Raw genomic sequence first — 13899 nt, 5'->3', positions numbered from 1 at the left:
CCACCATGACCGACCACACCCTGTCACCGTCCGCTGCCCCCTGGCCCGCCTGCGGCGTCCATGCCCTCGCACCCGATGCCGCCGGCCTGCGCCCCACACCGGATTACTGGCGCGTGTGGCTGCAGCGACCGGAGCTGGCGCCGGTGGAGGAATCCTGCGTGGCCGAGCGTGGCCTGCACGAGGCCCTGATGGACGATCCGCTGCGCTCGGTCATCGCCGGGCGCATCGAGGCCATCCGCGACCCCGACGTGCGGGAGAACTGGCGCCTCTTCCTGCGGTTCCGCGACGCGGTGCAAGCCGCCGGCACGCTGGAGGCGGCCTGGGCGGGTTTTTTCCGCGCCGGCGCCATCCAGATCCCGCCGCTGTTTCTCGACCTGCTGGTGCAGGCCATCGCCGCCCGCGCGCTGGCCGATGAGCCCGACGCGCTGCGCTGGCGCGCCGCGGAACTGCTGTTTCGCCGGCAGCGCGTGCGCGTCACCGACGGTCGGGTGCTGTCGGCCGACGCCGATACGCTGGACCGCCTGAGCCAGACCGGCGGCCTGGGCAGCCTGGGTGAGCTGCTGCGCCAGGCGGGCGCTTCGCTGCCCGATGCGCGGGTGCGCGTGGTCGGGCCCGACACCGCTGAGGCTTACCTCGCCAGCCGCGCCGTCGCCGACCACCATCCGTGGGTGCTGGACCTCACCCACGAGGTCCAGCAACACCTGTCGCACGGACTCACGCTCACCCTGCAGCGCAAACACTCGGGACTGAGCGCGCTGGCCGACGTGCTGGAGCGCTGGCTCGCCCGCGTGCAAGGCCTTCGTGTGCGCATCACCGCCGAGCCGCGCGTGGACGACCCGGCCTGGCGCTGGCACGTTGGGCTGGATGTGGAGGCCACCGCGCTGCTCAACGACCTCTACGAAGGCCGGCCGGTGGACGAGGCGCGGAAGGCGCGGCTGATCAGCCTGTTCCGCCTGCAGTTTGAGGACCCGGCCCAGCAGCGCGAAGATGTGCGCGGCAAGCCGGTTTACCTGGGGCTGGCCATGACCGCCGACGGCCTGCTCAAGCTCAAGCCGCAGAACCTGTTGCTCAACCTGCCGGTCGCCTGACCGCGCGCAGCGCCCCCGGGTGCACGCACACGCGCAGCGTGCGCGCCTCGCCCAGCCATTCGCCGTCCGCCGCCAGCGGCAGGTCGGTCTCGGCGGTGAGGTCCAGCGTCTCGTACGGGCGGGTGTGCACGCGCGGGTGCCCGAGGTGGGCGCCCAGCAGCAGCCGCGGCAGCATGGTCAGCGTGCCGAGCCGCCCGAAGCGGCCCGCCACCAGAAGGTTCAGTACGCCGTCGTGCACCCGCGCGCCCGGCACGGCCGGTATGCCGCTGCCAAAGGTGGGCGTGTTGAGCGTGGCGGCAAACAGCACCTCGCCGCGGTGGGCCAGCGCATCGTCGGCGGTGATCTCGACCCGCCAGCGGCGCAGCCACGCCACCTCGGCCAGCGTGGCCCACAGGTAGCGCGGCAGGCCACGCAACCCGCGCGGCGCGCGCAGGCTGCGCCGCACCACCGCCGCGTCGAAGCCCGCGCTCACACTGCTCAGAAAGGCCACCCGGTGGATGTGACCCGCGCGGTCGTGCCACACCGCCTCGCCCACATCGATCGGGTGATCGTCCCCGGCCAGGGCATGGGCCAGGGCGGCGGTGGGTGGCTGACCATAAGCGCCCAAGGCGCGCGCGACGTCATTGCCGCTGCCCAGCGCCACCACACCCAGGGAGTGGCCGCCGTCGAGCAGGGCCGGCAGCCAGCGGTGCAGGGTACCGTCGCCGCCCACGGCGACGACCCGGCTGCCGCGCGGCAGCGCGGCGATCCGCGCGTGCGCATCGGCCACCGTGTCGGGCGTGTGCAGTGCCACGCCCGCCGGCAGCACAGCCCGCAGGCGATCGCCCCAGTGCGCCGCCCGCCCGCCCTGGGCGTGCGGGTTCAGCAGCACCGCCCGGGCCGGAACACTCACATGTTGCGGCGGTACTGACCGCCCACCTCAAACAGGGCGTCGGTGATCTGCCCGAGCGAGCAGCAGCGCACCGCGTCCATCAGCACTTCGAACACGTTGCCGTTTTCGATGACCGTCTGCTTCAGGCGCTGCAGCATCGCCGGCGCCTCGGCCGCGTGGCGCGCGTGGAAATCGTTGAGACGCTGCAGCTGGCTCTGCTTTTCGTCTTCGGTCGAGCGCGCGAGCTCCAGCGTCTCGGGGATCGGATCGCCCTTCGGGTTGCGGAAGGTGTTGACGCCGATGATGGGCAGTTCGCCCGTGTGCTTGAGCATCTCGTAGTGCATCGACTCATCCTGGATGCGGCCGCGCTGGTAGCCGGTCTCCATCGCCCCCAACACGCCACCGCGCTCGGCGATGCGCTCGAACTCGGCGAGCACCGCCTCTTCCACCAGTTCGGTCAGCTCATCCATGATGAACGCGCCCTGGTTCGGGTTCTCGTTTTTCGCCAGGCCCCACTCGCGGTTGATGATGAGCTGGATCGCCATCGCCCGGCGCACCGAATCTTCGGTGGGCGTGGTGATGGCCTCGTCGAAGGCGTTGGTGTGCAGCGAGTTGCAGTTGTCGTAGATCGCGATCAGCGCCTGCAGCGTGGTGCGGATGTCGTTGAACTGGATCTCCTGCGCGTGCAGGCTGCGGCCGCTGGTCTGGATGTGGTATTTCAGCTTCTGGCTGCGCTCGTTGGCGCCGTACTTCTCTTTCATGGCCACCGCCCAGATGCGCCGCGCCACGCGGCCCATCACGGTGTACTCCGGGTCCATGCCGTTGCTGAAGAAGAAGCTGAGGTTGGGCGCGAAGTCGTCGATGTGCATGCCACGCGCGAGGTAGGCTTCCACAAACGTGAAGCCGTTGGAGAGCGTGAACGCGAGCTGGCTGATCGGGTTGGCCCCGGCTTCGGCGATGTGATAGCCGGAGATGGACACCGAATAGAAGTTGCGCACGTTGTGGTGCACAAAGTACGACTGGATGTCGCCCATCACCTTGAGCGAAAACTCGGTGGAGAAGATGCAGGTGTTCTGGCCCTGATCCTCTTTCAGGATGTCGGCCTGCACCGTCCCCCGCACGTTGGCCAGCACCCATTCGCGGATCTTGGCGGCCTCGGTGTCGGTGGGTTCGCGGCCGTTCTCGGTCTTGAACTTCTCGAGGTTCTGGTCGATGGCGGTGTTCATGAACATCGCCAGGATGCTCGGCGCCGGGCCGTTGATCGTCATCGACACCGACGTGGCCGGGTGGCAGAGGTCGAAGCCGCCGTAGAGCACCTTCATGTCGTCCAGCGTGGCGATGGACACGCCGGAGTTGCCGACCTTGCCGTAGATGTCGGGCCGCGGCGCCGGGTCGGCGCCGTACAGGGTCACCGAGTCGAAGGCGGTGGACAGGCGCTTGGCTGGCATGCCCTCGGACAGCAGCTTGAAGCGGCGGTTGGTGCGGAACGGGTCGCCTTCACCCGCGAACATGCGGGTGGGGTCCTCGCCTTCGCGCTTGAAGGCGAAGGTGCCGGCCGTGTACGGGAAGCTGCCCGGCACGTTCTCCAGCATCAGCCACTTGAGCAACTCGCCGTGGTCCTCGTAAGCGGGCAGGGCGACCTTGCGGATCGTGGTCCCCGACAGGCTCTTGGTGGTCAGCGCGGTGCGGATTTCCTTGTCGCGGATCTTCACCACGTACTCGTCGCCGGCGTAGGCCTTTTGCATGTCGGGCCACTGCTGGAGCAGCTTGCGCGCCGCCGGATCCTGGTCGAGTTCGCGCAGCTGCGCCAGATCGATGGCGGCTTCGGCCGCGCGCGAGCGCTCGGGCTTGTCGATGCGCAGCATCTCGGCCGCCGCGCGCAACTGCTGGATCTCGCGCGCCAGTCGGGCCTGCTCGCGCGCCTTCTTCTTGTAGCCGCGCACCGTATCAGCAATTTCGGCGAGGTAGCGGGTCCGCGCGCCGGGGACGATGGGCGTCTGGTTGGTGCTGTGGCGGCCGTTCACGCGCGGCAGCCGGCCTTCGCGCAGCGGCAGACCCAGTTCGCCCAGCTTTCCCTTCAGCGCCTGGTACAGCGCGGTCACGCCGTCGTCGTTGAAGCGCGCGGCCATCGTGCCGAACACCGGCATCTGTTCGGTCGGTACCGTCCACGCCTCGCGGTTGCGCTGCACCTGCTTGCTGACATCGCGCAGCGCGTCGGCCGCGCCTTTGCGGTCGAACTTGTTGATCGCCACGAACTGGGCGAAGTCCAGCATGTCGATCTTTTCCAGCTGGCTGGCCGCACCGAACTCGGGGGTCATCACGTACATCGGTACGTCCACGTGCGGGACGATGGCCGCGTCACCCTGCCCGATGCCGGAGGTCTCGACGATCACGAGATCAAAGCCCGCGGCCTTGCAGGCGGCCACCACGTCGGGCAGCGCGGCGCTGATCTCGCTGCCGAAGTCGCGCGTGGCGAGGCTGCGCATGTACACGCGGGCGCCTTGCTGCCAGGGGTTGATCGCGTTCATGCGAATGCGGTCGCCCAGCAGCGCGCCGCCGCTTTTGCGGCGCGACGGGTCGATGGAGATCACCGCCACGCGCAGGGCGTCGTCCTGATCCAGGCGCAAGCGACGGATGAGTTCATCGGTGAGCGACGATTTGCCGGCCCCGCCCGTGCCGGTGATGCCGAGCACCGGCACCTTCGTGCCCGCGGCGGCCTCGCGCACCGACTGCACCAGCGCCGCATCGGCCCGCCCGTTTTCCAGCGCCGTGATCAGTTGCGCCAGCGCCCGCCAGGCCATCTCGCCGTGACCGCGGATCGCGTCGAGCGCACGCGGGGCGTGGCCGGTGAGGTCCTGGTCGCAGCGCATGACCATCTCGCCGATCATGCCCTGCAGGCCCATGCGCTGGCCGTCTTCGGGGCTGTAGATGCGGGTCACGCCGTAGTCCTGGAGCTCGCGGATCTCGGCCGGCACGATCACCCCGCCGCCGCCGCCAAAGACCTGGATGTGCCCGCCGCCGCGCTGGCGCAGCAGGTCGACCATGTACTTGAAGTACTCCACGTGGCCGCCCTGGTAGGAGCTGACCGCGATGCCCTGCACGTCCTCCTGCAGCGCGGCGGTCACCACCTCGTCGACCGAGCGGTTGTGGCCCAGGTGGATCACCTCGGCGCCCATGCCCTGCAGGATGCGGCGCATGATGTTGATGGCCGCGTCATGGCCGTCGAACAGGCTGGCGGCGGTCACGAAGCGCACCTTGTGCTGCGGGCGGTAGTTGGCCAGGGCCTGGTAGTCGGCGGCGAGTTGGGTCATGGTGTGTCTCCGGGCACGGGTGTGTTCATTCGACGCGCAAGCCGGCCAGACGGGGGTCCGCCGGGGGATAGCGCAGGTTCAGGGCTTTGAGCGTGTCGCGCACCAGGGTGGCGATCATCAGGTTGCGGTGGGTCTTGGAGTTCGCCGGGACCACCGTCCACGGGGCCCAGGGGGTGGACGTGGCCCCGAGCAGGTTCTCGTAGGCGCGCTGGTAGTCGTCCCACTGCCGGCGGGCGTCGAGGTCGCCGAGGCTGAACTTCCAGTGTTTGGTCGGGTCGTCGATGCGGGCCTGAAGACGCTCGCGCTGTTCGTCGCGGCTGATGTGCAGCATGAACTTGAGCACCACGGTGCCGCTGTCGGCGAGCAGCCGCTCGAAGGCGTTGATGGCGTCGTAGCGCCGGGCGGTGGCCGCGGCATCGAGGCTGCCGTTGACCACCGGCACCAGCACGTCTTCGTAGTGGCTTCGGTTGAACACCATCACCTCGCCGCGGCCGGGCGTGCGCTGGTGGATGCGCCACAGGAAGTCGTGGGCCCGCTCGGTCTCGGTGGGCGCCTTCCAGCCCACGGTGTGCACGCCCAGCGGGCTGGTGCGCGAGAACACGCCCCGCACCGTGCCGTCCTTGCCCGCGGTGTCGGTGCCTTGCAGCACCACCAGCAGGCCGAATCGGCCGTCCGCGTGGAAGCGCTCCTGCAGGGTGTCGATGTCGGTGGCCAGCGATTCCACCGCGGCCTTGTCGGCGGCCTTGTCGCCACTGGAGAAGGGTTTGGCCCCTGGATCCAGGGCTGCGAGCGACACCCTGGGGCTGCTGCCCGGGTCGATCTGCCAGTCGCGCCAGCGGCTGCCCTTCGGGGCACGCAGGGCGGCCTCGGGGAAGGGCAGGTCCAGGTCGGCGGCTGGGGGCACGGGCGTCTCCGGTGTCGTCTGCGCATACCCTAACCCGGCATCGCAGGATTGACGTTAACGTAAACGTCAATGGTAACGGTTTTCGGCCCAGAAAAAAGGGGCGCCGAAGCGCCCCTGGGGAGATGCACGGTCGCGCCGCGGGTCAGCGGTACAGCACCGTGGGCAGCCACATGCCGATTTCCGGGAAGATGTAGAGCAGCACGATCGCGACGATCTGGATGCCCATGAAGGGCAGCATGCCGGCGAAGATCTGGTTGAGCGTCACGTGCTTGGGCGCCACACCCTTGAGGTAGAACGCGCTCATCGCCACCGGCGGGCTCAGGAACGCGGTCTGCAGGTTCAGCGCCACGAGCAGGCCGAAGAACAGCGGGTCCACGCCGAAGTTGTCCAGCAGCGGGATGAAGATGGGCATGAAGATCACGATGATCTCGGTCCACTCCAGCGGCCAGCCCAGGATGAAGATGATCACCTGCGACAGGATCAGGAACTCCGTCTTGGACAGGTTCATGCTCAGCACCCATTGCTCCACCAGTTCCTGGCCGCCCAGCAGCGCAAACGCCGCCGAGAAGATGGCCGAACCGACGAACAGCCAGCAGACCATGGCGCTGGTCTTGGCGGTGAGGAACACCGATTCCTTGACCACGCCAAAGGTGAGCTGGCGGTAGGCCGCGGCGAGCACGAAGCCGCCGAAGGCGCCGACCGCGGCCGCCTCGGTCGGCGTGGCCAGGCCAAACACGATCGAGCCCAGCACCGCCAGGATCAGGATCAGCAGCGGGAAGAAGCTGGAAAGCAGCATCTTGAACACTTCCAGCCGCGCGTAGCTCAGCACCGCGTAGAACACCGCCAGCGCCAGCGCGCCGATGCCCAGGCTTACCCAGTAGCTGGTCGGTGCGGGCTGGGTGGTGGCTGCCGCGGCCGCCGCGTCGCCGTCGGGGGCGCCCGCGCCCGGCGGCAGCGCCACGCCGCCGTCCACGCCGGACGCCGCTTCGCGCACCGCGCCCGGCGGCTCCGCCACACCTTCGTCGGCCTTCTCGGCGCCCGGGGGTTCGGCCACGCCGCCGTCGGCCTTGTCGGCGCCCTCCGGCTCGGCCAGGCCACCGGCTTCTTCCGGCTCCGCCAGTCCGCCTTCGTCGTCCGATCGTTCTTCCGCCGCGCCGCTGCCCATCGCCTGCAGCCCGGTGTAGGTCTCCTCGACTTTCACCGTCGTCACGCTCTGGTAGGAGGCCAGGGCCACCGCGGCAAACAGGATGGCCGGCAGCAAGGCGATACCCAGCTGCCCCAGCAGGTACTTCGTCGACACGTCCTGGTTGCGCTTGCCCTTGAGTGCCGACAGGATGCCCAACAGCGCACGGCCTTCCTGCGTCGCGCCGATGGACAGCAGCGGGGCCGGCAGCGGCACGCGGCGCTGTTCGGCACTCAGCGCCGGCGCCCATGCTGGCTTGATTTTGGCCATGACGATGAAGTACACGATGTACAGGGCCGCCAGCATCAAGCCTGGGAAAAACGCGCCAGCGTACAGCTGCACCACCGACACGCCGGCGGTGGCGCCGTAGACGATCAGCAGCACCGACGGCGGAATCAGGATGCCCAGGCAGCCGCCGGCGGTGATGGCGCCGGCCGACAGCCGCACGTCGTAGCCGTTTTTCAGCATCTGCGGCAGCGCCAGCAGGCCCATCAGCGTCACGACGGCGCCGACGATGCCGGTGGCGGTGGCGAACACCGCGCAGGTGACCAGCGTGGCCACGCCCAGCGAACCGGGCACCCGCGCAAGCGAAAGGTGCAGGCTGTGGAACAGCTTTTCGATCAGGTTCGCGCGCTCCACCAGGTAGCCCATGAACACGAACAGCGGGATGGAGATGAGCACGTCGTTGCCCATCACCGAGAAAGCCCGCTGCACCATCAGGTCCAGCGTCTGCTTCATCGCGCCGGCCGCGGTCTGGTCGCCCGAGTGGTAGGCGAAGAACGCGAACATCATGCCCATGCCCATCAGCGTGAACGCGGTGGGGAAGCCCAGCATGATGGCCACGACCACCAGCGAGAGCATCAGCAGGCCGTAGTGGCCGTTGGTCATGGTCTCCACGCTGAAGACCATGGTGAGGGCTGCGGCAATGATCAGCCCCATCAGCGAGAAGCCGAACCAGAGTTCCTTGCGGATCTTCATCACTGGCCGCCTTTCTTGGTGACCAGCTGGTCCAGGGCCTCGATGTCGGCGTCTTTCACGTGCACCATTTCCTTGAGTTTGTCGACGTCGACCTCCTCCACGTCCTGTTCGCGCGACGGCCATTCGCCGGTCTTGATGCAGATGATGCAGCGGATGATTTCGACGATGCCCTGCAGCAGCAGGAAGGCGCCGGCCAGCGGCACGACGAATTTGAACGGGTAGACCGGCAGCGGGTCGGCGTTGAAGGTCTGCTCACGGATCGCGAGCGAATCCTGGAAGAAGAACCAGCCGGCGTAGGTCAGCGCCACGATGCCCGGCAGGAAGAACAGGATGTACAGGATCAGGTCGATGGTGGCCTGGGTGCGCGGCTGGAAAAAGCCGTACAGCACGTCACCGCGCACGTGGCCGGCCTTGGCCAGCGTGTAAGCGCCGGCGGTCATGAACAACACGCCGTACAACATGATCTGGGCGTCCAGCATCCAGGCGTGTGGCTTGTTCAGCACGTAGCGGCTGAACACCTCCCAGGTGATCAGGACAGTCAGTCCAACGACGGTCCAGGCGCACGTCTTGCCGAACCAGGTGGATAACCGGTCGACGGCGAGCAATAGTTTTTGCATGGTGGGTCTCGGAAAAACGGAAAAGGGCGCCCGAAGGCGCCCTTGCCCGGCAAGGCAGGGTCAGCTCTTCTTGGCGCCGCGGCCGAAGTAGTGGTTGTAGGCCATCTTGAAGTCGACCATGTAGTCGTTCTGCCACTGGCCGGCGCGCTGAGCGAAGGCGCGCTGGGAGTCCAGCACCTTCTTGAACAGCGGGTTCTCGCCGGACTTCTTGGCGATGGTCTTGTCCCAGGCGGCGAGCTGCGCGCGCAGCACGGCATCGGGCGTCTTGTAGAACTTCACGCCGGCCTTCTTCAGCTCGATGTAGTCCTGGCTGTTGCGCTGGATGGCCTTCCAGCTCATGTCGGCCGACGCGGCCTGCACGGCGTAGTCGATGATCGACTTCAGCTCGGCGTTCAGGCCGTTGTACTTCGCGCCGTTGAACAGGATCTCGAACTGCTCGCCCGACTGGTGGAAGGACTGCAGCATGCAGTTCTTCACCACATCGGGGAAGCCCAGCAGGCGGTCAGACGAGGCGTTGTTGAACTCGGCTGCGTCGATCAGGCCACGGTCCAGCGCCGGCACGATTTCGCCGCCCGGCAGCGGGTTGACCGCGGTGCCCATCTCGGTGAACACGTCCACCGCCAGACCCACGGTGCGGAATTTCAGGCCCTTCATGTCCTCGACCTTGGCCACCGGCTTCTTGAACCAGCCCAGCGGCTGGGTGGGCATCGGGCCGTACAGGAAGGACACCACGTCCATGTTCAGCGATTTGTAGATCTCGGCCACGAGGTCCTTGCCGCCGCCGTAGTAGTGCCACGCCAGCACCATGTTCGGGTCCATGCCGAACGCCGGGCCCGATCCCCACAGGGCCAGCGCCGAGTTCTTGCCGTAGTGGTAGGCGATCACGCCGTGGCCGCCGTCGAGCGTGCCCTTGGACACCGCTTCCAGCAGCTGGAAAGCCGGCACCACCGAGCCCGAAGGCAAGACTTCGATCTTCAGGCGGCCGCCCGCCATGTCGTTGACCTTCTTGGCGAAGTCGTTGGCGTACTCGTGGAAGATGTCCTTGGACGGCCAAGTCGACTGGAAGCGCAGGGTCGTGGTCTGCGCGGTGGCCACCATCGGCACCGACATGGCGCCGGCGGCAACCGCGGCGCCTTTGAGCACGCCGCGGCGCGAGGTCTCGGTTTTCTTCTGGGTCATGGTGTCTCCTTGGGGGGTGAGCCAGGGGGTAACAAAAAGATGGGAGCGCGATGATGCGCCCGCGCGGCCCGACCAATGGCAGGGTTTTTACCCAGTTGGGGTCATTTCGTGACTGCGCCGTCGCGAAAAGTCGGCTTGTGGCAAGCACTTGGCGGGCCTTGAAATCTGCTGCACGGGCGTGTGAAAGAAATTTGGGTCCGCTCGCTGAATGCAAAAGCATTCACTCCCTGGGTCGCGCCGTTTCTAGAATGCCCTGGCTTGCTTTGGACTGACGCGAAGCCATGAAACCCATCCAGCTGTTCGACCCCGCCTCCAGCACCTACACCTACATCCTGTTTGACCTGCACACGCGCGACGCCGTGATCATCGATCCGGTGGACGAGCAGCTCGGCCGGGACTTGCAGACCCTGCGCGAGTACGGCCTGCGCCTGGTCTGGTCGATCGAGACGCACGCCCACGCCGACCACATCACCAGCGCCGGGCAGCTCGCCGAACACACCGGCGCACGCACCGCCGCGCCCGCGGGTTGCGGCATCGGCACCGCCGCGCAGCAACTCCAGCACGGCGACGTGCTGCATTTCGGCGGCGAATCGCTGCGCGCCCTGCACACCCCGGGCCACACCGCGGGCAGCATGAGTTATGTGTGGCGCGATCACGTGTTCACCGGCGACGCGCTGCTGATCGGCGGCTGCGGCCGCACCGATTTCCAGTCCGGCAGCGCGCGGGCGCTGTACCACAGCCTCACCGAGGTGCTGTTTGCGCTGCCCGACGACACCACCGTCTGGCCGGGCCACGACTACCAGGGCCGCACGCATTCGAGCATTGGCCATGAGAAGCGGCACAACCCGCGCATCGCCGGCAAGACCGAGGCCGAGTTTGTGGACTTGATGGACAAGCTGCAGCTGCCCCGCCCGAAACGGATCGACGAGGCGGTGCCGGCCAACCTCACGTCCGGACTGCGCCACGACGTGGAAGGCGCCCTGTTGCTGCAGCCGCGCCCGCCCGCGGGGCCGCACGCCGGCAGCTACGCGGGCGATGTGTCGCCGCCGCTGGCCTGGCAGTGGGTGCAGGCGGGCGAGGCGGTGTTGGTGGACGTGCGCACCGACGCGGAGCGCGAATGGGTGGGCTTTGTGCCCGGTGCGGTGGCGGTGGCGTGGAAGCAGTGGCCGGGCATGGCGCTCAACCCCGCGTTTGACGACCAGATCCGCGCCGCGGCGGCCGGAGGCCGCAAGCTCGTGCTGCTGTGCCGCAGCGGCGTGCGCTCGATCGCCGCCGCCCAGCGCGCCACCGCGCTGGGTTTGGAGGCCTACAACATCCTCGAAGGCTTCGAAGGCGATCCCGACGCCCACGCCCACCGGGGCCAGACCGGCGGCTGGCGCCACCACGGCCTGCCCTGGCGCCAGAACTGACCCGCTGGTCGCCGCCAGTCGCCCAACGGCACACGAAAGCATCACTCCCCCTGTCAGGCCTGACAGGGGGCGCGTGACGAAGTTCACGTTTCATTTTTGCAATGGGATTTTCCATCTCGACAGGAGAATTCCATGAACCACCCGGTTTGCCCGGACGTCCCCGCCACCGACGCCCGTCCCCCGATTTCTGCCCACCTGGCCGCGCGCATTGAGCGGGAGTTCACCACCCGGTGGAACACGCTGTGGAGCGGCCGTTCCCTGCTCCACGGGCGCCACGCCGGGGCCGGTGCGGTGCGCCTGAACGGCAACGATTACCTCGCGCTCACCGGCCACCCGGCGATCGTGGCGGCCCAGACCCAGGCCATCAAGGCGGACGCGGAGTTCGTGATCCAGTCAGGCGTGTTCCTGCTCGACGAGCACCCGGCCCGCCGGCTGGAACGCCGGCTGGCGGCCCTGCTGCAACAAGAGGACGGCCTGATCTGCCAGTCGGGCTACGCCGCCAACCTCGGGCTGTTGCAGTCGATCGCCGACGCGCAGACCACCATCTACATGGACAGCCTCGCCCACACCTCGCTGTGGGAGGGCGCGCGCCGCGCCGGCGCCACCACCCACCCCTTCCGCCACAACGACCCGGCCCACCTCGACCGGCTCATGCAACGCCACGGCCCCGGCGTGGTCGTCGTCGATTCGGTCTACAGCACCACCGGCGCGCTGTGCCCGCTGGTCGAGATGGTCGAGGTCACCGAGCGACACGGCAGCATGATCCTGGTGGACGAGTCCCACTCGCTGGGCACCCACGGACCGCAGGGCGCGGGCCTGTGCGTCGCCCTGGGCGTGGCCCACCGCGTGCATTTCATCACCGCCAGTCTGGCCAAGGCCTTCGCCGGCCGCGCCGGTTTCCTGTCGGTGCCGGCGGCCATGCGCAACTACGTGCTCAGCACCAGTTACCCCAACATGTTCAGCTCCTGCCTCCTGCCGCATGAGGTGGCGGCGCTGGACGCCACCCTGGATGTCATCCGCCGCGCTGATGCCGAGCGTCAGCGCCTGCATCGCCACACCCGCTGGCTGCGCGAGCGGCTCAGCGACCTGGGGTACCCGGTGCATCAGGGCACCGAACAGATCATCGCCCTGGAAGCCGGCACCGAGCCGGCCACGATGGTGTTGCGCGATCTGCTGGAAGAGCGCGACGTGTTCGGGGCGGTGTTCTGCGCGCCCGCCACCAGCCGCAACCGCACGATGGTGCGCTTGACACTGCACGCCGCGCTCACCGAGGCGGAGCTCGACCATGTGGTGGCGGTGGCGCGGGACATCGCCCCGCGCGTGCAGCCCTGGGACTGGCCCATCGCGCGGCGCGCGCGCGCCGCGGCCGATCAGTTGTCCTGAACCAGCCGGTCCGCGTGCCGCGCCAGGTGGTCGTTGTAGCTCGGCAGCGGTCCGCCCAAAGCCGCAGCATCGAGGGCAAAGGCCGCGGCGCGCAACAACCCATCGTCGCCCAGCGGGATGGCCCGCGCGGGCGGCGGTGTGCCCGGCAGCCGCAGCTGTTGATGCAGCTCCAGCGCCACCAGGCTTTCACCGCGCTGGATGCGCTGCACCACATCCATGCCCAGCGCCGCCGCCGCCGCCACCTCCGCCAGTTCCGGCAGGCTGCTGGCCGTCTCCAGCTGCAGCCAGTGCGCGTGCCCGTGCGCATCGAGGCCCAGCAGGCCAAACGGCTCGCCGATCACCACGTATTCGACCCAGTTCTGCCGCGTGTACGACTGCAGCGCCTCCGCCACCGAGGGGATCTGCAGCAGCGACACCTGCACCGGCTTGAGCGCCCCGCGCCACAGCATGTTCAAGCGCGGGTGTGCCGTGTGGGCGAGGCGGTGCATCACGCTGAGCAACAGGCGCGTGATGTCGGGCGACTGTTTGGGCACGAACTGGTCGATCAGTCCGTTGTTGAAGGCCTGGATCGCGATCTGCTCGTCGGCCTGTCCGGTCAGCAGCACGCGCGACCCCGGCCAGTCCAGCAAGGTGTTGAGCACGCTCAGGCCGTCCATGCCCGGCATCGCGTAGTCCACCACGCAGGTCTTCGCCAATTCGAAGCGCCGCGTCTGTTCGCGCCAGTAGGTCAGCACTTGCGGGATCAGCGCCTGGCCCTGGCGCCAGCGCTCGATCATCTGCAGCTGCAGTTGCGCGTCGGCCTCCCACTCGGCGGGCTGGCGCAGCATGCGTTTGAGAAAAGCCGTGGGCCGCGAGTACAGCTCGACCGACCAGTGCGCCGGGATCACCATGCCGAGCATGTCGAGGTAGTCCGCGTCGTCGTCGAGGAACAGCACGCCGCCGGGGCGGTGGAACAAGGGTAGGGTCAGCGCCATCG

10 protein-coding genes and 1 pseudogene are annotated in these 13899 nt (G+C 68.3%); 4 read left to right on the top strand and 7 right to left on the bottom strand.

The window, feature by feature from the left end:
- Positions 1–5 precede the first annotated feature (5 nt).
- A complete protein-coding gene (locus AC2D80_RS11160) occupies positions 6–1088 on the top strand; it encodes a DUF6352 family protein (protein WP_484633089.1) in 1083 nt (360 codons plus the stop codon).
- Here the strand turns inward: AC2D80_RS11160 and AC2D80_RS11155 are convergent.
- The 6 genes from AC2D80_RS11155 to AC2D80_RS11130 all read right to left on the bottom strand — a co-directional run bounded on the left by AC2D80_RS11155 (position 1069) and on the right by AC2D80_RS11130 (position 10131).
- Positions 1069–1980, bottom strand: a complete 912-nt coding sequence (locus tag AC2D80_RS11155) for a diacylglycerol/lipid kinase family protein (protein WP_484633088.1) — start codon at positions 1978–1980, stop codon at positions 1069–1071. The genes AC2D80_RS11160 and AC2D80_RS11155 overlap by 20 nt on opposite strands.
- Positions 1977–5270 carry a fused isobutyryl-CoA mutase/GTPase IcmF gene (icmF, locus tag AC2D80_RS11150; RefSeq protein WP_484633087.1) on the bottom strand — a complete coding sequence of 1098 codons (3294 nt, stop codon included), beginning with the start codon at positions 5268–5270 and terminating at the stop codon, positions 1977–1979. The genes AC2D80_RS11155 and icmF overlap by 4 nt, the downstream gene beginning before the upstream one ends.
- A gap of 25 nt (positions 5271–5295) precedes the next feature.
- Complete coding sequence (locus tag AC2D80_RS11145) at positions 5296–6174, bottom strand: PPK2 family polyphosphate kinase (protein WP_484633086.1); 879 nt, start codon at positions 6172–6174, stop codon at positions 5296–5298.
- A gap of 142 nt (positions 6175–6316) precedes the next feature.
- A complete protein-coding gene (locus tag AC2D80_RS11140) occupies positions 6317–8335 on the bottom strand; it encodes a TRAP transporter large permease (RefSeq protein ID WP_484633085.1) in 2019 nt (672 codons plus the stop codon).
- Positions 8335–8952: a TRAP transporter small permease subunit gene (locus AC2D80_RS11135; RefSeq protein ID WP_484633084.1), complete on the bottom strand. Its 618-nt coding sequence runs from the start codon at positions 8950–8952 to the stop codon at positions 8335–8337. Before AC2D80_RS11135 ends, AC2D80_RS11140 begins: the two co-directional genes overlap by 1 nt.
- Positions 8953–9012: 60 nt before the next feature.
- Positions 9013–10131, bottom strand: coding sequence for a TRAP transporter substrate-binding protein (locus AC2D80_RS11130; RefSeq protein ID WP_484633083.1), 1119 nt, complete (start codon positions 10129–10131; stop codon positions 9013–9015).
- Between the two features lie 281 nt (positions 10132–10412).
- Between AC2D80_RS11130 and AC2D80_RS11125 the strand changes: the two are divergent.
- The 3 genes and pseudogenes from AC2D80_RS11125 to cqsA form a co-directional block, all read left to right on the top strand.
- Positions 10413–11093, top strand: a pseudogene (locus AC2D80_RS11125) (MBL fold metallo-hydrolase); the annotation flags it as partial.
- Positions 11094–11117: 24 nt separating this feature from the next.
- Complete coding sequence (locus tag AC2D80_RS11120; RefSeq protein WP_484633326.1) at positions 11118–11540, top strand: rhodanese-like domain-containing protein; 423 nt, start codon at positions 11118–11120, stop codon at positions 11538–11540.
- 132 nt (positions 11541–11672) lie between these two features.
- Complete coding sequence (cqsA, locus tag AC2D80_RS11115; RefSeq protein ID WP_484633082.1) at positions 11673–12923, top strand: alpha-hydroxyketone-type quorum-sensing autoinducer synthase; 1251 nt, start codon at positions 11673–11675, stop codon at positions 12921–12923.
- Here the strand turns inward: cqsA and AC2D80_RS11110 are convergent.
- Positions 12911–13897: a response regulator gene (locus AC2D80_RS11110; protein ID WP_484633081.1), complete on the bottom strand. Its 987-nt coding sequence runs from the start codon at positions 13895–13897 to the stop codon at positions 12911–12913. The genes cqsA and AC2D80_RS11110 overlap by 13 nt on opposite strands.
- Between the last annotated feature and the right edge of the window lie 2 nt (positions 13898–13899).

Source organism: Hydrogenophaga sp. T66 (genome assembly GCF_057219855.1).
Note: the sequence above shows the minus strand (reverse complement) of the source record. Positions and strands in the feature narration are given on the sequence as shown.